Below are 22,491 nucleotides of genomic sequence, written 5' to 3'. Positions count from 1 at the left end.
AATTCGGCTTTATGGAAGGGGATTTGCGTTTGGCGAAGTATCAAGAGTTAGTGGAACAGCTTAAAAGGCAGATAAAATCGGGGATATGGCATCCGGGTGACAAGCTGCCTTCGCTGCGTCGCCAATCTGAACACTCGGGTTTGAGCTTGATGACGGTGTTGCACGCGTATCAAATTCTGGAATCTCAAGGCTGGGTCACGTCACAGCCGCGCTCTGGTTATCGAGTCGCGCCCAATATTAAGAGTTCAAGTGAACCCCAAGCGCCAGCAGCAGTTTCGTGGACAGAGCAGGTAGACATCAATGAGTTTATCTTTGATGTTCTGCAGGCGAGCAAAAATCCATCCATGATCAATTTTGGCTTTGCCTATCCAGACCCAAGTTTGTATCCACGCTATCACGTGAATCGGGCGATGAGCGCAGCCGCTCGCAATATGCCGATTTCCACCACCTTTGATAACTTACCGCCGGGAAACGAACAATTACGCACCATCATCGCGAAGCGTTATGCTGCGAAAGGCATTGAAATTTCACCCGATGAAATTGTCATTACGGCAGGCGCGCTGGAGGCGTTAACGCTCAGTTTGCAAGCCTGCACAAGACCGGGAGATTGGGTGGTTGTGGAGTCGCCTGCATTTTATGGTGCTTTGCAATCCTTAGAGCGGTTAGGCTTGAAAGCGCTCTCAGTAAGAACAGACCCAGTCACGGGCATTGACCTAGACTCATTGGAACGAGCGCTGCAAACACACGATGTGAAAGCATGTTGGCTGATGTCGAACTTCCAAAATCCTCTGGGTTTTACGCTCACCAACGAGAAAAAACAAAAGCTGATTGAGCTGACACAGCGATATAACGTGCCAGTGATTGAAGATGATGTGTACAGCGAACTGCATGCCGAGAATGACTCGGTCTACCCACTAAGAATGTTTGATGACACGGGCAATGCCATGTTGTGCTCCTCGTTTTCAAAATCATTAATCGCAGGGCTACGTATTGGTTGGGTTGCGGCGGGAAAGCGGGCGCTAGAGGTACAAAAGTTACAGCTAATGAGTACATTAGCGACGAGTGCACCAGTGCAAATGACATTGGTGCATTATTTAACAAGCCGCAATTATGAATCGCATTTGAAGCAGTTACGGAAAAAGCTGTTTGAACGTAAAAGTAAGATGACGGATCTGCTTAGTGAGCTGTTACCTGAAGCAGTCAAAGTGTTAAGCCAAAGCGGCGGGTACTTTATTTGGTTAGAGCTTCCCAAGCATATCGACGCCTTGCAGATATATCGAGAAGCGCTAAAAGATAATATCAGCATCGCACCGGGAAAGATGTTCAGCCTGACAGAACAATACGATCACTGTATTCGTCTTAACGCTTCTTTTGAGCTCAATGACAAATACGTCCATGCTCTCAATCTGCTTGCCAACATTATTCGCTGTCATTTGGCGAAATAGCGACTTTCTTCAGTTTTTTGGTTTAATAGAGCGCGCGGGATTTCCAGCAACTCGATCGCCCGGCGCAACGTCTTTGGTTATGACAGAGCCAGCGCCGACGACGGCCTCATCGCCAATGGTCACGCCTGGCAGTATGATAGCGCCCCCACCAATCCAAACGTTATTGCCGATTTTTACCGGTTTGGCGATCTCATCTCCGGCTAAGCGTCTTTGTGTATCGAGTGAATGAGCGGCTGTGTAAATTTGCACTCTAGGCCCAATCATGACGTCCGCGCCAATCTTAACCTGCCCATTGTCCAGAATAATGGCATCCCAGTTGATGTAGGAGTTTTCCCCGATGGACAAGTGACAACCGTAGGTAAGTTGAAGCGGTGGCTCTATACAGGCGCTGTTTTCTAATTGGACGCCCATTTCCGCCAATAGTTGTCTACGGATACTTGGGTTTGGCTCGTGGTTAAATTGGAAGACAAGCTGCGCGGTTTTGGCGCGCATCAGCTTTAGTTCTTCATCCAGACAATTATAGGTTTCTCCAGAGCGCATCCGAGTCAGTTCTGACATAACAATCATTCCATCAATGTTGTTTGCAATAAGGTGCATAATAATAAATGAAGGTGATTCGAAGTGAAAATTTGATGCTTAAAAATCAGAAAGTTATCACTGATTTGCCTTGCGTATTCAGTCGGTTGATTGGCTCGTTGAGTACACAAAGACGTACTCCTTAAATGGCTTAATCGTGTTGAAGCCAAAGCGGGAAACCACTCGAAGCGTTTTACGTAGATTACAATATAGTTAATAAGTAGAACTTAATTGAGTCGCTTGCGCTATCGATTGACCTAAAAATTTAAGACTTATGCGCTCTGGCTTGCTGGCAACGATGAATCAAGAGTGAGCACTTTATGTTCGAACGGGTCATTTCATTTTTAGAAACAACGCTGTTTACCTTTAACGAACAACCTATCACGTTGTGGGCGATATTGATGGTGCCGACATGGGTGATTGTCGCTTTATGGTTGTCCAAAATTTTAATCAAAACCGTTACGTCAAGAATGTCCTCATCGGGGAAAGATCCAAACGTCATTCATTTGGTTAAACGGATATTATTTGTCATCGCTCTCGCCATTATTTTTATGACCACACTTTCGATGATCAATGTGCCAATCACCGCGTTCGCCTTTCTGTCTGGTGCCATCGCTATCGGCTTCGGTTTTGGTGCACAAAACATCATTAACAACTTCATAAGTGGCTGGATTTTGATTGGTGAAAAGCCAATCCGAATTGGGGACTTTTTAGAGGTCGAGGGAGCCAAAGGCATTGTCGAGCAAATAAATACGCGTTCAACGCGAATCAGGCGAACCGATGGCGTTCACATGCTCATTCCCAACAGTCAATTGATTGAGAACGTGGTGATCAACTGGACGTTATGCGACAGATTAGTCCGTGGCTCGGTCGTCGTCGGCGTCGCGTATGGGAGCGATGTCAAACAGGTTGCTGCCTTAATGGCGGAGGTGACTTCGCAGCAAGCGCAAGTTCTGAGTTCGCCAGCTCCAGACGTGTTTTTTCAAGACTTTGGCGATAATGCTTTGATCTTCGAATCTTATTTTTGGATTAACTCAACGGTTGAAGGCGGGATTCGATCGGTCGCAAGTGCCATACGTTTTGAAATCTATGAAGCTTTCGAAAAGCACGGTATTGAAATCGCGTTTCCACAACGAGATGTGCACATTGATGGGGAAATCAAGTTGTCTAGGGAGAGAAACGGATAGGGCGATAAGCGGTGTAGGTGCCCTTATCTTGGCTTCGAGTAGTGATAGCGAGGCGGTCACAATATGGATTCACCTCGCTAGAAACCAGTTTGAAGGCGTTATTGGTTGTCCCACATGACTTCGCATTCTTCTTTGATTGCTGATTTTAGCAACTCAATCAGTGGAAACGCTCTGCGTCCTAGGCTTACCGCGGGCTCTGCTTGTTCTTCCTCTTCGTCTACATCAGTAGGGAGGTTTTCTTCAGCTGCATTTTTCGCAGATAGAGCAGAAGTTAATCTTGATAGCGCGTCAGGAACATCTTGAGCGGAAATTGATCCCGGCACCGTGCCGCTGTGACCCATCATTTTGAGCATATCTAATGCAATATCACCAAACATTGTGACGTTTGAGTGGCTTCGACAACGAAATGTTATGAGCATTTACCTGATCCTGTTTTATATGTTCGGTTTGAAACTAAATTGTAGCTGAAATCAGACACTAATTAATGTGATGAAGACCGTTGAGCGTTAAGGTTTTTATGAGTAACAACAAAAAACGGGCACGTACGTCTGCATGCCCGTTGAAATACATTACCTGATTGGTTGTTGATGATTTACAAGCTATACGGATCGCCTAGAGCCAATGCGACCCTAGAAGCAGGAGACTTTCCTAACGCACGGCAAATTTGCCAACCCGCTTCATTGATGACGCCAAGGTCAACGCCTGTTTCAATCCCAAGTTGCTCACACAGATAAAGTACATCTTCCGTTGCAACATTGCCACTGGCTCCTTTCGCGTAAGGGCAGCCGCCGAGCCCCGCTACTGCGCTATCAATGGTGTTGATGCCCATTAACAAGGCTTGGTAGATATTGGCTAATGCTTGTCCATAAGTGTCATGAAAATGTACTGCGAGCGCGTCTTTTGGCAGTAGCGTTAACAACGAATCCAGCATGGCGATAACGCGATTAGGCGTTGCTTTACCGACAGTATCACCGAGCGAAATCTCATAACATCCCATATCAAACAACGTATTGGCGACCTTGGTAGTTTGCTCTGGCTTGATTACTCCCTCATATGGACACACCATGGTACAAGACAAGTACCCGCGTACAGGAATGTTGTGCTGGTTCGCCAATTCGATAACGGGTTCAAATCGAGCGAGACTTTCGGTAATGCTGCAGTTGATGTTCTTCTGGCTGAACGTTTCTGAAGCGGAGCCAAACACCGCAATTCGCTTTACACTGCTTTCCAGCGCACGTTCTAACCCTGCGAGATTTGGTGTGAGCGCGCTATAAACCACGTCAGGCTTTTTTGAGATACCAGCAAACACCTGATCGGAATCGGCCATTTGAGGCACCCACCTTGGAGAGACGAAAGATCCCGCCTCAATATGCTTTAAGCCACTGCTGCTTAGTTGGTTAATCAAACGGATTTTATCAACCAGCGTCACTGCCGTTTCATTTTGCAGACCATCACGAGCGCCGACTTCGACGATATTAACCTTCGCTGGTAGCATATTCGCGCTCCTTATCTTCACTGACGTTATCCGATATCAAAGACAAATTCAGCAGTATGGAACCGTGCTGTACTTGGTCCCCGTGCTGATAAAACAATTCGTCGACTGTTGCTGCGACCGGAGCCGTGATGGTGTATTCCATTTTCATTGCTTCGAGTACCAAAAGCGGATCGCCCGCCGCCACTTCGTCACCTTTAGCCACCATAACTGCTGAAATTATGCCGTTGAGTGGTGCGGTTGGACTTAGTTCATCATCTACATCTTTTGCAGAGTCAAAGTTAGGTTGATGAGCGAACGTACGCTGCTGACCAAGATAAAATAGTGTTGTTCTTTGTTCATCGCTAAGTGCATTAAAGGTGTAACGCACATTATCAATATCGACGATAATCTGGTTGTCACTTTCAAGCAGGATGACCTGATGCACCTCCTCACCACATCGGACAGTGAAGTGAGATCCTGTATCTTGCGATGATTGTTGCAAACGTACCTGATGGTTGGCATTGGCATCCGTGAAGTTAAATCGGTAAACGTTGTCAACTGACAGTCTAAAACCTCGTCTGGTTGGCGCGGGTAACGTTGAGCTGTCTGATTTTGAAATGAGATCATTCCGGTGAGCAACCGCCGCCAATGTAAGCCAGATTGAATCCGACACGTCTTGCTGCTCATTTATGCCTTGTTGATGTGTTACGAGGAAACCTGTATCGAGCTCAATCTCGGCAAAGGCTGGCTGCGAAATAATACTGTGCAGATAACCAATGTTTGTCGTTACTCCACGTACGTGATATTGAGTTAACGCCTGCTTAAGCTGCTTTAGCGCGATATCACGAGTTTGCCCCCAGACGATCAGTTTGCTGATCATTGGATCGTAATATTCGCTGATGCTATCGCCTTGGGTAACACCACTATCAACGCGTACGCACGCTAGGCGCACATTACTGTCTGATACGGGTTCTTTTAAGTAGTCAATGCGGCCAGTCGACGGCATAAAGTCATTGTCTGTATCTTCTGCGTAAATTCGCAGCTCAATTGAATGGCCGTTGTGGGTGATTTCAGATTGCGAAATAGGTAAATGCTCGCCAGCTGCAACTTTGAATTGCCACTCCACCAAATCAACGCTGGTGATCAATTCAGTGACAGGGTGTTCAACTTGCAGACGGGTATTCATCTCCATGAAGTAGAATTGACCTCGGCTATCGAGTAAGAACTCCACCGTGCCCGCGCCAACATAGTCGATCGCTTGAGCGGCCTGAACCGCAGCTTCACCCATTTGTTTACGCAGTTCATCACTAAGACCGGGAGCTGGTGCTTCCTCCACAACTTTTTGGTGACGGCGTTGAATGGAGCAATCGCGATCAGAAAGATAGACACAGTTGCCATGTTGGTCAGCAAATACCTGAACTTCAACGTGGCGAGGCTGCAATATGCATTTTTCGATTAGAAGCCGCTTGTCGCCAAAGCTTGAAAGTGCTTCACGCTGCGCACCGTCGATGGCCAGCGGCATTTCGGCTGCGCTATTGACTACTCGCATGCCTTTACCGCCACCCCCTTGGGTTGCTTTAAGCATCACTGGGTAACCGATTTTTTCAGCTTCCGCTAATAAGTGCTCTACGCTGTTGTCTGTGCCGTGATAGCCGGGAACCAAGGGCACGTTCGCCTCAGACATGATGGCTTTGGCTTGCGACTTCGAACCCATCGCCTCAATTGCGCTGGTGGAAGGGCCAATAAAGACAATGCCATTTTCGCTGCACGCTTTGGCTAGTTTCGGGTTCTCGGAAAGAAAACCATACCCAGGGTGGATAGCATCGGCTTGCCATTTTTTCGCAGCGCCGATAATCGCATCGATATCGAGATACGATTCACTCGCAGGAGCGGGGCCAATGAATTCAGCGAAATCCGCTTGTTTAACATGTAAGCTGCTGCGATCCGCTTCGGAATAGACGGCTACCGTCTCGATAGCCATGCTTTTTGCGGTTTTAATGATTCGGCAGGCAATTTCACCGCGGTTTGCGATCAGTATTCTTTTAAACATGATTCCTCCAATTGGCGGCGCGCTTTTCAAAAAATGCAGCTAGTCCTTCTTGTCCTTCACTGGACACGCGAGCGGTTGCAATAGCTTGGCTGGTGTATTCAATTAATGAATGATCGATAGGTTGGTTATCACAGCGTAAACAAAGTGCTTTTGCAGCCTGCATGGCTTGTGGACCGTTGTTGAGCAGGTGATCAATGGTGCGATTGACGGCTTCACGTGGTTGAGCGTCTATCTGATGAAGAATACTCATCGATAGCGCGGTTTCGGCATCAATCAGTTCCGCGGTTAAAAAGTAGCGTCGGTTTTGTCGTTGTCCAATCGCTCGGATTACGTAAGGTCCGATGGTGGCGGGTAACAAACCGAGCTTCACTTCACTCAAACAGAAGCGGCTTTCAGGTGTACCAATAGCGATATCGCAGCAGCAGATAAGCCCAAGTGCGCCGCCAAATGCAGCGCCATGCACCATAGCAATGGTTGGTTTGCTAAAGGTATCCAGTTTGTGCAAGAGCAACGCTAACTGCTGTGCATCTTGCAGATTTTCCCCCTCGGTTTTGGTGGCCATTGACTGCATCCAGCCAAGATCCGCACCCGCAGAAAAGTGTTTACCTTGCGCCGTTAGTACCAATGCACGTAGAGAGTTGTCTCTCTCAAGTTTTTCCAAGGTTTCGATAAGTGAAGCAATTAATTCATCATTAAACGCGTTGTGTTTCTCTGGTCGATTGAGGCTCAACCAAGCAACGCCATTGCTGTCTTTTTCAAGCAGTAGTCCGGTCATGTGACTTCCTTTGTCTGACATTTCAGTCTGTATTTCAATGCTCGCTAACCATTAGTTTTTAAACATCGGTATTCGCGAGGAGTTAAGGTTTGCCTTGCATCCGGCTACATGCGGAAGATGCCAAATTTACTGTTTGGTATTGGCGCATTAAGCGCAGCAGACAGAGCAATGCCGACAACATCACGGGTTTTCGCAGGGTCAATAATGCCGTCGTCCCACAGGCGTGCACTGGCGTAGTATGCATGGCTTTGAGTCTGATATTGCTCCGCAATTGGACGTTTGAACGCTTCTTCTTCCTCTACGCTCCAGCTTTCACCTTTGCGAGTTTTGATATCGCGGGTCACTTGCGCCATCACGCCAGCCGCTTGCTCTCCACCCATGACGGAGATGCGCGCGTTTGGCCACATCCACATCATGGTTGGATCATAAGCGCGGCCACACATGCCGTAGTTCCCAGCGCCATACGAGCCACCAATAACCACGGTAAACTTCGGCACGTCTGCACACGCAACAGCAGTTACCATTTTCGCACCATGTTTGGCGATGCCTTCGGCTTCGTACTTCTGACCGACCATAAAGCCCGTGATGTTCTGTAAGAAGAGCAGAGGAATTTTGCGTTGTGCGCACAGCTCAATAAAATGCGCGCCTTTTTGTGCTGATTCCGAAAATAGAATGCCGTTGTTAGCGACAATGCCAATCGGCATACCGTGAATATGGGCAAAGCCACAGACCAAGGTTTCGCCGAACAAGGCTTTAAATTCATCGAACTGGGAATCATCAACAATTCGGGCAATGACCTCTTTAACATCAAACGGCTTTTTGAGATCGGTTCCGACGATGCCGTACAGCTCTTGGGCAGGAAAACGCGGCTCCAGTGGCGTTTTTTGCTTGAGTTGGACGGGTTTCAAGTGGTTAATTTGAGAAACCGCTTGTCTTGCCAACTCTAACGCGTGGTGATCATTTTCTGCGTAATAGTCCGCCACGCCAGAGGTGCGACAGTGAACGTCTGCGCCACCAAGATCTTCCGCGCTGACTTCTTCACCTGTCGCTGCTTTTACAAGAGGTGGACCTGCCAAAAAAATCGTGCCTTGTTCTTTGACTATGATGGATACGTCGCACATGGCAGGAACATAAGCGCCGCCAGCGGTACATAGCCCCATGACCACCGCAATTTGTGGAATGCCTTTGGCCGACATACGGGCTTGGTTGTAGAAAATACGGCCAAAATGGTCTTTATCTGGGAATACCTCATCTTGGCGGGGTAGGTTAGCGCCGCCAGAGTCGACTAAGTAAACACACGGCAGTTGGCATTTTTCTGCAATTTCTTGTGCTCTTAAGTGCTTTTTCACGGTGAGTGGGTAGTAACTGCCGCCTTTTACCGTCACGTCGTTGGCAACGATCATACACTCGGTGCCGTCAATTACACCCACACCGGCAACCACTCCAGCACATGGAACGTAATCTGGATACACATCCCAGCCAGCAAATTGACCAATTTCTAGAAAGGACGAACTAGGGTCGAGTAGGGCAAGAATGCGCTCACGTACCGGAAGTTTGCCTTTCTTCTGCTGATGCTCGCGGGCTTTCTCACCGCCACCATCTTCTATTTGGGCAGTCACGGTATAAAGTTGATCTACAAGTGACGCCATAGAGCGGTAGTTTTCCTGATACTGCTCTGAATGGGTATTAATATTGGTCGTCAAACAAGCCATAAATAGCCGATCTCCATTCGGTAGACGGGTGTCACCACCCGTCTTTATTTAGGTTGAATAAGATTTAGATTGAATAAGGAAGTTGTTTCGAGTTCGAACCGCCTAGGTATGATGATTAGGCGCTTTCGTTAAACAATTCGCGACCAATAAGCATGCGGCGAATTTCTGAAGTGCCCGCACCGATTTCATACAGCTTGGCATCTCGCAACAAACGGCCCGTATCAAACTCGTTGATGTAGCCGTTACCGCCAAGTAGTTGAATCGCATCCAGTGCCATCTTGGTTGCCAGCTCTGCGCTGTAGAGGATCGCGCCAGCAGAATCTTTACGTGTGGTTTCACCGCGATCACAAGCGGCAGCGACGGCGTAAACATACGCTTTAGCGGCATTCATTTGTGTGTACATATCCGCGATTTTTGCTTGAACTAGCTGGAATTCACCGATGGATTTACCGAACTGTTTACGGTCGTGAATGTAAGGCACAACGATATCCATACACGCCTGCATGATGCCAAGTGGGCCGCCTGCAAGCACCACACGTTCGTAGTCGAGGCCGCTCATCAATACTTTCACGCCTTGGTTTTCTTCGCCGAGAATATTTTCCGCAGGGACTTCGCAGTTTTGGAAGACCAGCTCACACGTATTCGAGCCGCGCATACCCAACTTGTCGAGTTTTTGTGCTTGAGTAAATCCAGGGAATCCGCGTTCCACAATAAATGCCGTGATGCCTTTGGAGTGCTGGCTTGGGTCGGTTTTTGCGTAGACAACATAGGTGTGTGCATCAGGGCCGTTTGTGATCCACATTTTGTTGCCGTTTAGCAGGAAAATATCGCCTTTACGTTCGGCTTTAAGCTGCATAGAGACCACATCAGAGCCGGCGCCGGGTTCACTCATTGCAAGGGCGCCGATATGTTCACCGGAGATGAGCTTAGGTAGGTATTTCTCTTTTTGCGCTTGTGTGCCGTTACGGTGGATTTGGTTGACGCAAAGGTTGGAGTGAGCGCCGTAACTTAACGCAACCGAAGCGGATGCTCGGCTGATTTCTTCCATAGCGATAACGTGGGCGAGATAGCCCATGCCTGCACCACCAAACTGTTCGCTGGTGGTCACACCTAAAAGACCCATGTCACCTAATTTGGACCAAAGATGGTTTGGAAAGTCGTTAGTTTGGTCGATAGATTGCGCTAGCGGCGCAATTTCTCTTGCAGCAAAACTATTGATTTGCTCGCGAAGCAAATCGGTATTTTCGTCATAAACAAAGTTCAGGGAAGAGTAGGTAGATTTCATTGCGTGTCCTTGCCTTTACGTCACCTACATCCCAGAGTTGAGGTGTTAGGTGACTTTTTCGCCTTTCATGGATCTCAGTGTGTTTTGGCATCGCAACTGCGCAGCATTTAACTCCATCATTACCGCTTGAATGTCGTTTGCTTGCTGTTGCAATGCTGCCTTCTTCTCTTCGATCAACCGAATCATATAGTTCAACTGCTCAGTACTTTGATCGGTATCGTAGAGTTCAAATAACTCTTTGATATCTGCAAGAGAAAAGCCCAATCGCTTACCTCGCAAAATCAGTTTTAGTCTAATTCGATCACGACCATTGTAGATTCGAGTGTTGCCTTTACGTTCTGGAGTTAGGAGACCTAAATCTTCGTAGAAGCGAATGCTTCGAGTAGTAATGTCGAACTCTTTCGCGAGCTCGCTGATCTTAAATGTGTTCATTCCTTAACCTTACGACTTTCGTATAACATTTACATGAATATACAATTCGTTAACGTTAAAGTAAACAAACAACATTCACTCTTGAGCCTTGATATCACTCGCATTTACTCGAAATCAAAGAATCACTCGAACAAACAATAACCTCAAACTTGACGTTAACGTAAATGTTAGTATAGTTATGACGTAAACGTCAACAAAAGGTTAATGGAATGAAAAATGAAACATGGATTGTTGCCGCTAAGCGAACGCCTATCGGCTCTTTTCAAGGTGCATTAGCTTCAACAGATGTCACGGAACTCGGTGCGAAAGCCATTCAAGGGGCGCTAGCCGAAAGCCAACTCGATGTGCACAAAATAGACGAAGTGTTGATGGGGTGCGTTTTACCCGCCGGTGTGGGGCAAGCGCCTGCAAGACAAGCAAGCCTTAAAGCTGAAATGCCACAATCGATTGGTTGTACGACACTGAACAAAGTTTGTGGATCGGGTATGAAAACCGTGATGCTGGCATATGACCTTATTCAATCTGGTAATGCGCATGCTGTCATCGCTGGTGGCATGGAAAACATGTCGTCTTCTCCTTATCTATTAAAGAAAGCGCGTGATGGTTTCCGTTTAGGTCACGAGCAAGTGCTTGATCACATGTTTTATGACGGTTTGCAGGATGCCTACCAAGGCGAGCTGATGGGTGTCTTTGCAGAACAGACGGCGCAAAAGTATCAGTTCAGCCGTGAAAGTATGGATGCCTGGGCGCAGCAGTCGGTGACTCGTGCGCAGCAAGCAATTGAACAAGGTTTGTTCAAAGAAGAGATCGTGCCCGTTAACGTAAAAAGTCGACGCGGCGAAACCTTGGTTGTAGATGATGAGCAACCGAGCAAACTCGACGTCACTAAAATTCCTACCTTACGCCCTGCGTTTGCCAAAGATGGCGGCGTAACCGCAGCAAACTCTAGTTCCATTTCGGATGGTGCGTCGGCAATGATCTTAGTCGATAGTGAGTTTGGTCGTCAGGAAAACCTTCAGCCTCTAGCCAAAATTGTCGCGTACAGCACGCATGCAAGACAGCCTGATGAGTTCACCATCGCACCAGTCTTCGCGATTGAATCGCTGCTGGAAAAAACGGGCTGGGACAAATCAGACGTGGACCTTTGGGAAATCAATGAAGCTTTTGCTGTCGTGACTCAATACGCGGTGAAAGCTCTCGAACTGAACGAGAGCAAAGTGAACCCTCGCGGAGGGGCTTGTGCGCTGGGGCATCCAATAGGCGCAAGTGGCAATCGAATCCTTGTCACTTTGATTCATGCGCTAAAACAAACTGGTGGTAAGCGTGGCGTTGCATCGCTTTGTATTGGCGGCGGCGAAGCTACCGCTATCGCGATTGAAATCTGCTAAATCACTCTCAACAAAGTTTCACTTACATAACAGTAGTCAGTAACAAGCTGAAAAATACAAGGATGTCATCATGACAGAACAAGTAAAGCAGTATATCGGTGGTGAATTTGCCATCTCCGATTCAAAACAATGGCTAGATGTAACCAACCCGGCAACCAACGAAGTGATTGCACAAGTACCTTGTGCCACGGAATCGGAAATGAATGCGGCGATTGCCAGCGCAACAGAAACGTTCAAACGCTGGAAAGAAGTTGCAGCGCCGGAGCGTGCTAGATTGATGTTGCGCTACCAACATCTGTTAAAAGAGCAACACGATGAGTTGGCGATACTGCTTTCAAGTGAGACAGGCAAAACCCTCGCGGATGCAAAGGGTGACATTTGGCGCGGAATTGAAGTGGTAGAGCAAGCTGCAAACATTTGTAGCTCAATGATGGGCGAAACGGTTGAGAACGTCGCGACCAATATTGATGGTTACTCTTACATTCAACCGCTCGGCGTTTGTGCTGGCATTACACCGTTTAACTTCCCTGCGATGATCCCATTGTGGATGTTCCCGATGGCGATCGCTTGTGGCAACACCTTTGTTTTGAAGCCGTCAGAGCAAGTGCCACTAACGGCAATGAAACTGGCGGAGCTGTTTGAACAAGCTGGCGCACCAAAAGGCGTATTGCAAGTTGTTCACGGGACCAAAGAGCAAGTCGACCGCATTCTGACTGATCCAGTTGTTCGTGCGATCTCTTTTGTTGGCTCTGTGCCCGTTGGTGAGTACATCTACAAAACAGGTACAGACAACCTGAAACGCGTGCAGTCATTTGCAGGTGCTAAGAACCACATGGTCATCATGCCGGATGCAAACAAACAGCAAGTCATCAATAACCTAGTTGGCGCGTCAGTTGGTGCTGCAGGCCAACGCTGTATGGCTATTTCGGTTGCCGTATTTGTCGGCGAAACCAAAGAATGGATTCCAGAGCTTAAAGAGGCGTTAGCTCAGGTTCAGCCTGGCGCGTGGGATGATGAAACCGCTGGTTATGGTCCGCTGATTAGCCCTCAAGCGAAGCAGCGAGTGGTGAATCTGATTAATGAAGGCAAAGCGTCAGGCGCGAATTGTGTTCTGGACGGGACAGACTGCCAAGTGCCTGGCTTTCCGAACGGTAACTGGGTGGGGCCAACACTGTTTACCAACGTGACCACAGACATGTCGATTTATCAGGAAGAAATTTTCGGGCCTGTGCTGTTAACTATGGAAGTGGATGACCTAGATGAAGCGATTGAACTGATCAATGCAAACCGCTTTGGTAATGGTACGTCTATTTTTACGGCGAACGGCGCTGCCGCGAGAAAGTATCAACACAATATCGAAGTAGGTAACGTAGGCATCAACGTGCCGATTCCGGTGCCATTGCCATTTTTCTCATTTACTGGGTGGAAAGGCAGCTTCTACGGCGACCTGCATGCTTACGGTAAACAAGCGGTTCGCTTCTACACCGAGACGAAAACTGTCACCGCGCGTTGGTTTGAAGATGACATTCCAAGCGGTCCAAACATGACTATTCAACTTAGCTAATTACTGGATTAGCGACACCTCTAGCCAAGCCCTTCATCCTTTTAGAGGGCTTGGCTCGGATACAAATGCAACGAATTAGACCTTAGGACTTCAAGATGGATTTTGAATTAAACGAAGATCAACTCGCGTTTGCCGAAGTAGCAAAGCAGTTTGCAGACCAAATGTTAGCGCCGCACGCGGCCGAGTGGGATGAAAACCATCACTTCCCTAAAGATGTACTGCGTCAGGCGGGTGAGCTGGGCTTTTTGAGTATCTACACGCCACCAGAGCACGGTGGCTTGGGGTTATCTCGTTTGGATGCGGCGATCATTTTCGAGCAGTTGGCTATGGGTTGTACCGCGACTACTGCGTTTATGACCATTCACAACATGGCGACGTGGATGATCACCAGCTTTGCCAAAGCCGAAGTGGCGCAGCAATTTAGCGCGGATCTAATTTCGGGTGAAAAGCTCGCTTCCTACTGTTTAACCGAACCTAATGCCGGCTCTGACGCCGCTTCTCTAACGACTAGCGCAGTGCGTGATGGCGATGAGTTTGTTCTCAATGGCGCAAAAGTGTTTATCTCGGGTGCCGGTGATACAGATGTATTAGTCGTGATGGCGCGTTCCTGTGGTGAAGGAGCGAGTGGCGTTTCTGCATTCGTTGTTCCTGCTGATTGCGAAGGCATTAGCTACGGTAAAAAAGAAGCCAAAATGGGTTGGAACTGCCAGCCAACTCGCATGATTACCTTCGAAAATGTCCGCATTCCGGCTGACTATCTGTTGGGTGAAGAGGGAGAAGGCTTTAAGTTCGCCATGCTTGGTCTGGATGGCGGTCGAATCAATATCGCCACGTGTTCCGTCGGTACTGCGCAACAAGCACTGAACGAAGCCAAGCAATACATGAACGAACGCAAACAGTTCGGCCGTTCACTGGCGCAATTTCAAGCGTTGCAGTTCAAGCTTGCTGATATGGCGACTGAGCTGGTCGCTGCGCGTCAAATGGTGCGACTCGCTGCCGCTAAACTCGATGCCCAGCACGCAGAAAAAAGTGCGTACTGTGCCATGGCAAAACGCTTTGCTACTGATGTGGGCTTTAAAGTCTGCGATCAGGCGCTGCAAATTCACGGTGGTTATGGCTACATCAAAGAATATCCAGTCGAGCGCTATTTCCGAGACGTTCGTGTTCACCAAATTCTTGAAGGTACCAACGAAATCATGCGTCTGATCGTCGCAAGACGATTACTAACGGAAGGCGTTGAGCTGCTTTAGTCAGCGAGACACAGCCTTACCTAAAGAAATTAAAAAGGACTGAAAGATTATGACGGCACAAATCAAACTAGAGCGTGAAGCGCACATTGCCAAGCTCACGATTAGTAACCCGCCAGCAAACACCTGGACGCTTGAATCTTTGAATCAGCTAAAAGAGTTGGCGATTGAACTCAGTAATGATCGCTCCATTTATGCGTTGGTATTAACAGGCGAAGGCGAGAAATTCTTTTCTGCTGGAGCGGATCTCAACAACTTTGCATCCGGCGATAAATCGCAAGCAGCAGATATGGCGTTCGCATTTGGTGAAGCCTTTGAAGCGCTGTCTGCGTTCGATGGTGTTTCCATCGCAGCAATTAATGGTTACGCGATGGGCGGCGGTTTGGAAGTGGCGATGGCGTGTGACATTCGTATCGCAGAAGAACAAGTACAAATGGCACTTCCTGAAGCATCGGTAGGCTTGTTGCCGTGTGCGGGCGGGACGCAAAACCTGACCGCGTTGGTAGGTGAAGGTTGGGCGAAGCGTATGATCCTGTGTGGCGAGCGTGTGACGGCCGAGCGAGCGGAAAAAATTGGGTTAGTCGAAGAGGTGGTGGCGAAAGGTCAAGCACTCGAAGCGGCTATGGAGCTAGCACAGCGTGTTGCAGGTCAATCACCGAAATCTGTGTCTGCGTGCAAAACGCTCATTCAAGGTCGACGCAGCCAAACTCATGCAGCTGGATTGGTTTTGGAGCGTGAACTGTTTTTACAGCTGTTCAATACACAAGATCAGACTGAGGGTGTGAATGCGTTTTTGCAAAAGCGCAAGCCACAATGGACAAACAGCTAGCGGAGGCCAAATGACAGGTACAGTAAATGTTTCAAAACTTGAGTGCGCTGATGGCTCTGTTATTGGTGTGCTAGAGCTTGATAACCCAGCAGCTCTCAACGCGTTGAGTTACGTGATGATTGAGAAGTTGTACAAACAGCTTAATGAATGGCAAACGGACGACAGCGTCGTCGCGGTATTCTTGCATGCTCAAGGTGAAAAAGCGTTTTGTGCTGGTGGTGATATTCAAGCGATCTACCGTGCACTTGAAAACAAAGAGCAAGACTTTGATTCTGCGTTTTCAGCGATGGAAACCTTCTTTGACCTCGAATATCGCTGTGATCATCTTATTCACACTTATCCAAAACCGATCATCGCGTGGGGGCATGGTTATCTGATGGGCGGCGGTGTGGGCTTATTTATGGGCGCAAGTCATCGCGTAGCAGAAACCACCACACGCTTTGCGATGCCAGAGATCAAGATCGGCCTTTACCCAGACGTAGGCGCTACCTATTTCCTAAATCAGTTACCAAAACATTTGGCACTTTTCTTAAGTTTGACGGCTTGCCAAATTAACGCGACAGACATGAAAGCGTTGGGATTAAGCCAATGGATTGCAAAGCCAGAAAGCAAACAAGCACTGTTGGATCTGCTTGCATCGGTAAGTTGGAAAGGTGAAGCGAACATCAACGAAAAAATCGCCACTGTGCTGCGTTCGGTACAAGTGGACGAGCCAAGCGAAGGGATGTTGATGCCATATGCGGGATTGATTGAGCAGCTTTGTTCGGGTGATTTAGATTCGATTGTTCGCGCAATCAGCAGTGCCGACGTTGATGATAAGTGGTTCATCAATGCGCAAAAAGCATTGAATTATGGCAGTCCGTTATCGCTCAATATCACTTATCAGCAGCTAACACAGTATCAAAACCTCTCTTTGAAAGCGTGTTTTGATATGGAATTTAATCTGACGTTACGTTGTGGCTTAGAAGGTGATTTTAGGGAAGGGGTTCGTGCGCTGATTATCGATAAAACCAATCAACCGACTTGGCAACATCGCACGGTTTCTGACGTAACGCCACAAGTTTTGGAACGCTTCTTCGCGCCAATTGATTCAGCAGAATGCCCACTGACCGCATCGTCGGTCGCTATAGCGGCACTTTAGTACAAGGAAGAAATACGATATGGACAAAATTGCATTTATTGGCCTGGGTAACATGGGTGCGCCTATGGCTAAGAATCTACTCAAAGCGGGCTTGAACGTCGAAGTATTTGATTTGAACCCAAACGCAGTTGAGGAGTTGACCGCATTGGGCGCTTCAAGTGCCGATTCCGTTCAGCAGGCAGTACAAGGTGTTGACGTGGTTGTCACTATGCTGCCAGCGAGCCAACACGTTCAAAGCGTTTATCTTGGTCAAGATGGCATCTTAGATAGCGTCGAATCAGGTACCTTGCTGATTGATTCTTCCACCATCGATCCGGCGACTGCTCGTTTGGTTGGCGAAAAAGCATCGCAACTTGGTATCAGTTTTGTTGATGCACCAGTATCTGGTGGCGTTGCGGGCGCAGCAACAGGCACGTTAACTTTCATTGTTGGCGGCTCACAAGAGAACTTTGTTCAAGCCAAAGCGGTGCTTAGCCACATGGGTAAAAACATCTTCCATGCAGGCGATGCTGGAGATGGTCAGGTGGCGAAGATCTGCAATAACATGATGTTGGGCATTTTGATGAGCGGCACCTGTGAAGCACTCAATTTAGGGATGGAAAACGGACTCGATCCCAAAGTGCTTTCCGACATCATGTTGCAAAGTTCAGGACGTAACTGGGCGCTAGAGCTTTATAACCCTTGTCCAGGTGTGATGGAAAATACGCCTGCAAGCAATGGTTATCAAGGCGGCTTTATGAGCCAGTTAATGGCTAAAGATCTGGGTCTTGCGATGGAAGCGGCAGTTGCCAGTCAAACATCAACGCCAATGGGCAGCTTGGCTCGTAACCTGTTTAATTTTCACAACGGTCAGGGCAACGGGCAAAAAGATTTCTCAAGCTTGTTTGAGTTCTACCAAAAGCAAAATCAGGCCTAAGGAGCGCTTATGGAGTTAGCAAATAAGGTCATTGCGATCACGGGGGCAGGGCAGGGGCTGGGTAAACAAATGGCACTGTCACTGGCGGAAAATGGCGTTCATCTTGCGCTTATCGACCTCAATTCAGATCAACTGGCTGAAACGAAAGCGGAATGTGAATCTCTCGGCGTTACCGCTCGTTTTTATGTGACGAACGTGACTGACGAACAGCAGGTGTGCACTGCTTTTGAGCAAATTGAGGCAGATTTCAAGCAGCTCAATGGCGTTATCAATAACGCAGGTATTATGCGTGATGGTATGTTCATTAAAGTCAAAGATGGTCAGGTTAACACGATGTCGCTGGAACAATTTCAGTCTGTTCTAGATGTGAATGTAACAGGCACTTTCCTGTGTGGCCGTGAAGCGAGCAAGGTAATGCTGAACACCGATAGCAAAGGGGTTCTGATCAACATATCCAGCGTTGCGCGTGCCGGGAATATTGGTCAAACCAACTATTCAGCATCTAAAGCGGCGGTAGCCACCATGGCAACGGTGTGGGCGAAAGAGTTAGGGCGTTTCGGAATTCGCTCAGTGGCGATTGCTCCGGGTGTCATCAAAACTGCCATGACAGACCAAATAAAACCTGAAGCGATGGAACGTTTAATCGGAATGATTCCGGTTGGACGTTTAGGTTTGGCGGATGAAATTTCATCGACCATAAAATACGTGTTAACCAACGAATTCGTGACCGGAAGAGTGTTCGAAGTCGATGGCGGAATGCGAATGTAACCCCTTCTGCAACATAAAAAAGGGGAGCGAGTTTGATTGTCCGCTTCCTTCCATTTTCTCCTTTCTTTTATTGCTTCTATCTGAAAAATGTATTGGATGCATGGTCGACTGCTATCTCATCGAACGGTATAAAAATTGATTCTATTTCTAATGTGAATGGTTAGTTCTATATTGCTTGTCATGTAAATGTATCAACTCACAACTAAGACGATCTTTTGTCTCACTAACGAGATCGTCATTCTTGGTGTGTAAAAAACATTCTTATTGGTCATATTGTAACCGAAAACTATTTCGGCATCTAAAGATGGTGATTTATTATTCAGCGCAAAATACATGGGAATATGAGGCTGACTGAATAACCTTCAGTTGTCTTAATAATAAATAATCAGAATTCTCAATTACACTGAAGTAACTACCCATTAGGGAAGAGCAATAATGTCACTATTTCATTCGCTTAGGACGATGCCGCTATTATTGGGGTGTCTGTGTTTTTCTGTTCAGGCCTCCACAGAAAAGGTGGAACAGAAAGGTAAGTTTTTACAGTCGTTAGAAGGCATCGAAAATCAAATTTACGCATTACCTCAGAGTTCTTTAGCTTTGATTGAAGCGTTAGAAGAAGAGTCTTTACTACAAAACCAACCAACAGCGCTGTTGGTGCGTTACTGGCTTGCCAAGGCCACGGTTTTAGAGCTGCTAGGGCGCGTAGAAGAGAGTCAGAGTGTCGTTCAAAAAGGATTGGAGCTTGTGCGTCCACAGAGCCATGAGTATCTCCTGTTTAAGTTGATTCAGATGCGAACTATGGTTGGAAAGAGCGATATCGATACCGCGCTTTCTGCGTTGGATAGCTTGTTGGAAACATCGCGTGAGAATGGTGATAAGCAACTTGAATCAGAAATCCTGTTGCTAAAAGGACGCTATTACGATGAGCAAGGTGAGTTTAAAAAATCCTATGCTGCACTTATGTCGTCCATGGATGCGGCTGAATCTTCAGGTGTTCACGGGTTGGTCGAACGTGCAGCATTAGAGCTAGGTGACGTGCTTGTCAAAATTCAGGGCTACGACCGATCTGAGGCGCTTTTGGAACAAGCATATCGCTACTTTAGGGATAGGCGTATGTCGTTCAATGAGTTGTTGAGCGTTTTGACGATAGCGAAACTTCATAAAGCACAGTTCCAATACGAAGAGGCGATAGCGTCATATCAGCGAGCGTTAAAGCTGGCTCAAATTATCGGTGATGGACGCTTTAGATTTCGAGTTAACCTTGAACTTGCAGCTTTATATCGCGAGACGAATCAAGAAAAGAAGATGGTTAACCACTTGAAGCTGGCGGAGAATTTACAGTACAGAGAAACGTCTAGCGCATATTTGGCAACATTTAAGTTGTTACAAGCCGAATATATGTTAGAGCAGCAGCAATTTGAAATACTTTTAGCGATGATCGCGCCAATGCTGCCGGAGATTATAGAGAGTCGATACGTCAAGCAACAGCAAATGGAGCTACTAAAAGTCGCCGCTATGGCCTATGCGGGAAGCAATGACTTTAAACTAGCATTCGAAACTTACGGTAACTATCACGATAAATTTATCCAATTTAGCAATCAAAGAGAAGTTGAAAATCTTGAGCGCCAGCAGACGTTATTTGAGTTGGAACGACTTGAATATGAGAACGAAGATCTCAATTGGAACAATGTGTTGCAGCGTATGGAGCTAGAAAATAACCGTCGTACTTTTTACTTATTGGGTGAAGCGCTACTTGCGCTCATCGGTGTTCTATTTTTGATGGCGGTAGTATTTCTCGTCGTCAATCGCTCGCGTTTGAGAATGCGTCGCCTCGCAAAGACAGACACATTGACAGGGTTGTTCAATCGCCGTTTTTTAGAGGACTGGTTCACTAAGCCAGTAGAAGTGAGGCGTGAGCGAAAAGAAAAACCGGTACCTCAATCTAAGCAAGAAAAGATACAACACTTTGTTTTTGAGCAAGTCGAGCAAGTTAAGTACGGTTATCTAGCTTTAAATAAATGGGTAGATAGCAAACTCGATAAACAGAAAATGGTGCCAAATAAACCACAATCGGGGCCAGTAACTTTAGCGTTAATCGATGTGGATTATTTCAAGCAGGTAAATGATACCTATGGGCATGTGTTTGGAGATACCGTACTAACGGGCGTTGCCAAAGTGTTGGAGGAAACTGTACGTGAGAACGACATTGTTGCTCGCTTTGGTGGTGAAGAGTTTGTTGTTGTTATGCCCAATACAGACCATAAAAACGCCCTTATTACTGCAGAACGTTTACGTAGCGCTTTATCCCTACATGGCTTTGTTACGGAACAGAAAGAAGAAGTGAGAGTGACCTGTAGTTTTGGAGTCGTTACCACTGAAGATAATGAGATGAGTTTTAAATCACTTTGCGATCAGGCCGATAAATTGCTTTATCAAGCGAAAGCGAACGGACGCAACTGCGTGAAAGGTCGCTCGCTAGCGTAACAGAAATCAAAAGTTCAGGCTCATCGCACGATGAATCTGAACTTATCCCTCCCATTTACTTTGATAGCCAAGTGACTTTGAGATCCTTGCTTCGAATATAAAACGCTGAATCTAACATCTTAAAGTCACTTGGCGATATTACTTAAAAATGGCTTAAGGATATCGAATCGCATATTCATGGCGTTCAATATAACCTCTCTTTTTGCCTCCTTCACCTTCAAAGTGCGAATGCCACTTGTGTATACAAAACTATAACAAACTAGTGTGTCTATTCTTTGTACAAACAAACCATGTACAGGTGAAATGATTAGTGGTCGATATAAATTTTTTGTGGCACAGATTTTTGTTGTTCAAAAATCAACTCGTTCATCATCGTTTTAAAAATAGAGAAAGAGTTAAGTGTTTGATTTTGTTTTTCTTGTTTGTTTGTTCTTAAACTGAAATCTAGTTATCCCAACAAGTTCTTACCGAGCGATTTTTCGTACACCCTCAACTTTTCATCCTTTTTTACTAACATTTTTCTTTAAAAATAATTTGAGTTCGAATTAATTTTCAGGCATTTTATATTTAACTAACCGTTCAATTAAAAATAACAGGGACGCAAAATGCCAAAGGTGGGGATGCCTGAAATCAGAAAACCGCAGCTTGTGAAAGCGACAATGTCAGTGATTGATAGAGTCGGTTTACACGCGGCGAGTATTTCGTTAATCAGCAAAGAAGCCGGTGTATCAACGGGGATTATCAACCACTATTTCGGTGGTAAGCACGGATTGCTGGAGGAAACGATGCGAGAAATCTTGCGTCAGCTTTCGTCCACTATCACACAGAAGTTACGTGAGCTGCCAAGTGATGCTCATCACCAAAGAATTAACGCCATCATTGATGGTAACTTTGTCGGCTATCAGGCAGAAAACCAAGTTGCTAAGACTTGGCTGGCGTTTTGGTCGTACTCAATGCATGACGAGCAGCTCAAGCGTTTGCAGCGTGTCAACGAACGACGTCTATTGTCCCATCTAAGAAAAGAACTCAAAGCATTATTAAATGCAGAGCAGGCTGAATTGGTTGCTCATGGTATTGCATCACTTATTGATGGAATTTGGCTGCGCGGAACGCTCAACCCGCAAGGCATTGATGCAGAAAGAGCGAGAATCATCATCAACGATTATCTCGAAAAACAACTTACGTTTTATTCTGAAAAAATATAAAAGTTACAGGTCT

19 protein-coding genes are annotated in these 22,491 nt (G+C 46.8%); 11 read left to right on the top strand and 8 right to left on the bottom strand.

Annotated features, from left to right (window positions below; genetic code table 11):
- Positions 1-11: 11 nt before the first annotated feature.
- Complete coding sequence (locus tag H9L11_RS22280; protein WP_205391426.1) at positions 12-1,445, top strand: PLP-dependent aminotransferase family protein; 1,434 nt, start codon at positions 12-14, stop codon at positions 1,443-1,445.
- A gap of 9 nt (positions 1,446-1,454) precedes the next feature.
- On the opposite strand, the gene H9L11_RS22275 is transcribed toward H9L11_RS22280, so the two are convergent.
- On the bottom strand, positions 1,455-2,003 hold the full coding sequence (locus tag H9L11_RS22275; RefSeq protein WP_033906440.1) for a sugar O-acetyltransferase: 549 nt from the start codon (positions 2,001-2,003) through the stop codon (positions 1,455-1,457).
- 338 nt (positions 2,004-2,341) lie between these two features.
- Between H9L11_RS22275 and H9L11_RS22270 the strand changes: the two genes are divergently transcribed.
- Positions 2,342-3,208 (top strand): mechanosensitive ion channel domain-containing protein, encoded by an 867-nt coding sequence (locus H9L11_RS22270; protein WP_005463614.1) that lies wholly within the window; start codon positions 2,342-2,344, stop codon positions 3,206-3,208.
- A gap of 98 nt (positions 3,209-3,306) precedes the next feature.
- Here the strand turns inward: H9L11_RS22270 and H9L11_RS22265 are convergent, their stop codons facing one another.
- From H9L11_RS22265 to H9L11_RS22235, 7 genes are all read right to left on the bottom strand, one after another.
- The gene (locus tag H9L11_RS22265; protein ID WP_005373256.1) at positions 3,307-3,627 is read right to left on the bottom strand and encodes a DUF1840 domain-containing protein; all 321 of its coding nucleotides are present in this window, start codon (positions 3,625-3,627) and stop codon (positions 3,307-3,309) included.
- A gap of 173 nt (positions 3,628-3,800) precedes the next feature.
- The gene (locus H9L11_RS22260; RefSeq protein WP_033906441.1) at positions 3,801-4,703 is read right to left on the bottom strand and encodes a hydroxymethylglutaryl-CoA lyase; all 903 of its coding nucleotides are present in this window, start codon (positions 4,701-4,703) and stop codon (positions 3,801-3,803) included.
- On the bottom strand, positions 4,684-6,732 hold the full coding sequence (locus H9L11_RS22255; protein ID WP_205391207.1) for an acetyl/propionyl/methylcrotonyl-CoA carboxylase subunit alpha: 2,049 nt from the start codon (positions 6,730-6,732) through the stop codon (positions 4,684-4,686). Before H9L11_RS22255 ends, H9L11_RS22260 begins: the two co-directional genes overlap by 20 nt.
- On the bottom strand, positions 6,725-7,507 hold the full coding sequence (locus tag H9L11_RS22250) for an enoyl-CoA hydratase-related protein (RefSeq protein WP_033906443.1): 783 nt from the start codon (positions 7,505-7,507) through the stop codon (positions 6,725-6,727). Before H9L11_RS22250 ends, H9L11_RS22255 begins: the two co-directional genes overlap by 8 nt.
- Before the next feature lie 104 nt (positions 7,508-7,611).
- Positions 7,612-9,219, bottom strand: coding sequence for a carboxyl transferase domain-containing protein (locus H9L11_RS22245; RefSeq protein ID WP_033906444.1), 1,608 nt, complete (start codon positions 9,217-9,219; stop codon positions 7,612-7,614).
- Positions 9,220-9,334: 115 nt separating this feature from the next.
- Positions 9,335-10,504, bottom strand: a complete 1,170-nt coding sequence (locus H9L11_RS22240) for an isovaleryl-CoA dehydrogenase (RefSeq protein WP_033906445.1) — start codon at positions 10,502-10,504, stop codon at positions 9,335-9,337.
- A gap of 45 nt (positions 10,505-10,549) precedes the next feature.
- Positions 10,550-10,936, bottom strand: a complete 387-nt coding sequence (locus tag H9L11_RS22235) for a MerR family DNA-binding transcriptional regulator (protein ID WP_005373242.1) — start codon at positions 10,934-10,936, stop codon at positions 10,550-10,552.
- A gap of 209 nt (positions 10,937-11,145) precedes the next feature.
- Here H9L11_RS22235 and H9L11_RS22230 point away from each other — a divergent pair, with 209 nt between their 5' ends.
- From H9L11_RS22230 to betI, 9 genes are all read left to right on the top strand, one after another.
- Entirely contained in the window at positions 11,146-12,324 is a 1,179-nt protein-coding gene (locus H9L11_RS22230; protein ID WP_033906446.1) for a thiolase family protein, read from the top strand.
- 70 nt (positions 12,325-12,394) lie between these two features.
- Positions 12,395-13,888, top strand: a complete 1,494-nt coding sequence (locus H9L11_RS22225; RefSeq protein ID WP_053304725.1) for a CoA-acylating methylmalonate-semialdehyde dehydrogenase — start codon at positions 12,395-12,397, stop codon at positions 13,886-13,888.
- A 95-nt stretch (positions 13,889-13,983) separates the two neighbouring features.
- Positions 13,984-15,138 carry an acyl-CoA dehydrogenase family protein gene (locus H9L11_RS22220; RefSeq protein ID WP_205391206.1) on the top strand — a complete coding sequence of 385 codons (1,155 nt, stop codon included), beginning with the start codon at positions 13,984-13,986 and terminating at the stop codon, positions 15,136-15,138.
- A gap of 49 nt (positions 15,139-15,187) precedes the next feature.
- A complete protein-coding gene (locus H9L11_RS22215) occupies positions 15,188-15,964 on the top strand; it encodes an enoyl-CoA hydratase (RefSeq protein ID WP_005382662.1) in 777 nt (258 codons plus the stop codon).
- Between the two features lie 10 nt (positions 15,965-15,974).
- Positions 15,975-17,105 carry an enoyl-CoA hydratase/isomerase family protein gene (locus H9L11_RS22210; protein ID WP_104980576.1) on the top strand — a complete coding sequence of 377 codons (1,131 nt, stop codon included), beginning with the start codon at positions 15,975-15,977 and terminating at the stop codon, positions 17,103-17,105.
- 19 nt (positions 17,106-17,124) lie between these two features.
- Positions 17,125-18,021 carry a 3-hydroxyisobutyrate dehydrogenase gene (gene mmsB, locus H9L11_RS22205; RefSeq protein WP_205391205.1) on the top strand — a complete coding sequence of 299 codons (897 nt, stop codon included), beginning with the start codon at positions 17,125-17,127 and terminating at the stop codon, positions 18,019-18,021.
- Positions 18,022-18,030: 9 nt separating this feature from the next.
- Entirely contained in the window at positions 18,031-18,789 is a 759-nt protein-coding gene (locus H9L11_RS22200) for an SDR family oxidoreductase (protein WP_005373217.1), read from the top strand.
- Positions 18,790-19,224: 435 nt separating this feature from the next.
- The gene (locus H9L11_RS22195; RefSeq protein WP_205391204.1) at positions 19,225-21,273 is read left to right on the top strand and encodes a tetratricopeptide repeat-containing diguanylate cyclase; all 2,049 of its coding nucleotides are present in this window, start codon (positions 19,225-19,227) and stop codon (positions 21,271-21,273) included.
- Between the two features lie 605 nt (positions 21,274-21,878).
- Positions 21,879-22,478: a transcriptional regulator BetI gene (gene betI, locus H9L11_RS22190; protein ID WP_017820329.1), complete on the top strand. Its 600-nt coding sequence runs from the start codon at positions 21,879-21,881 to the stop codon at positions 22,476-22,478.
- The last annotated feature ends 13 nt before the right edge of the window (positions 22,479-22,491 follow it).

Source organism: Vibrio sp. sp1 (assembly GCF_016920955.1).
GTDB lineage: Bacteria > Pseudomonadota > Gammaproteobacteria > Enterobacterales > Vibrionaceae > Vibrio > Vibrio alginolyticus.
Note: the sequence above shows the minus strand (reverse complement) of the source record. Positions and strands in the feature narration are given on the sequence as shown.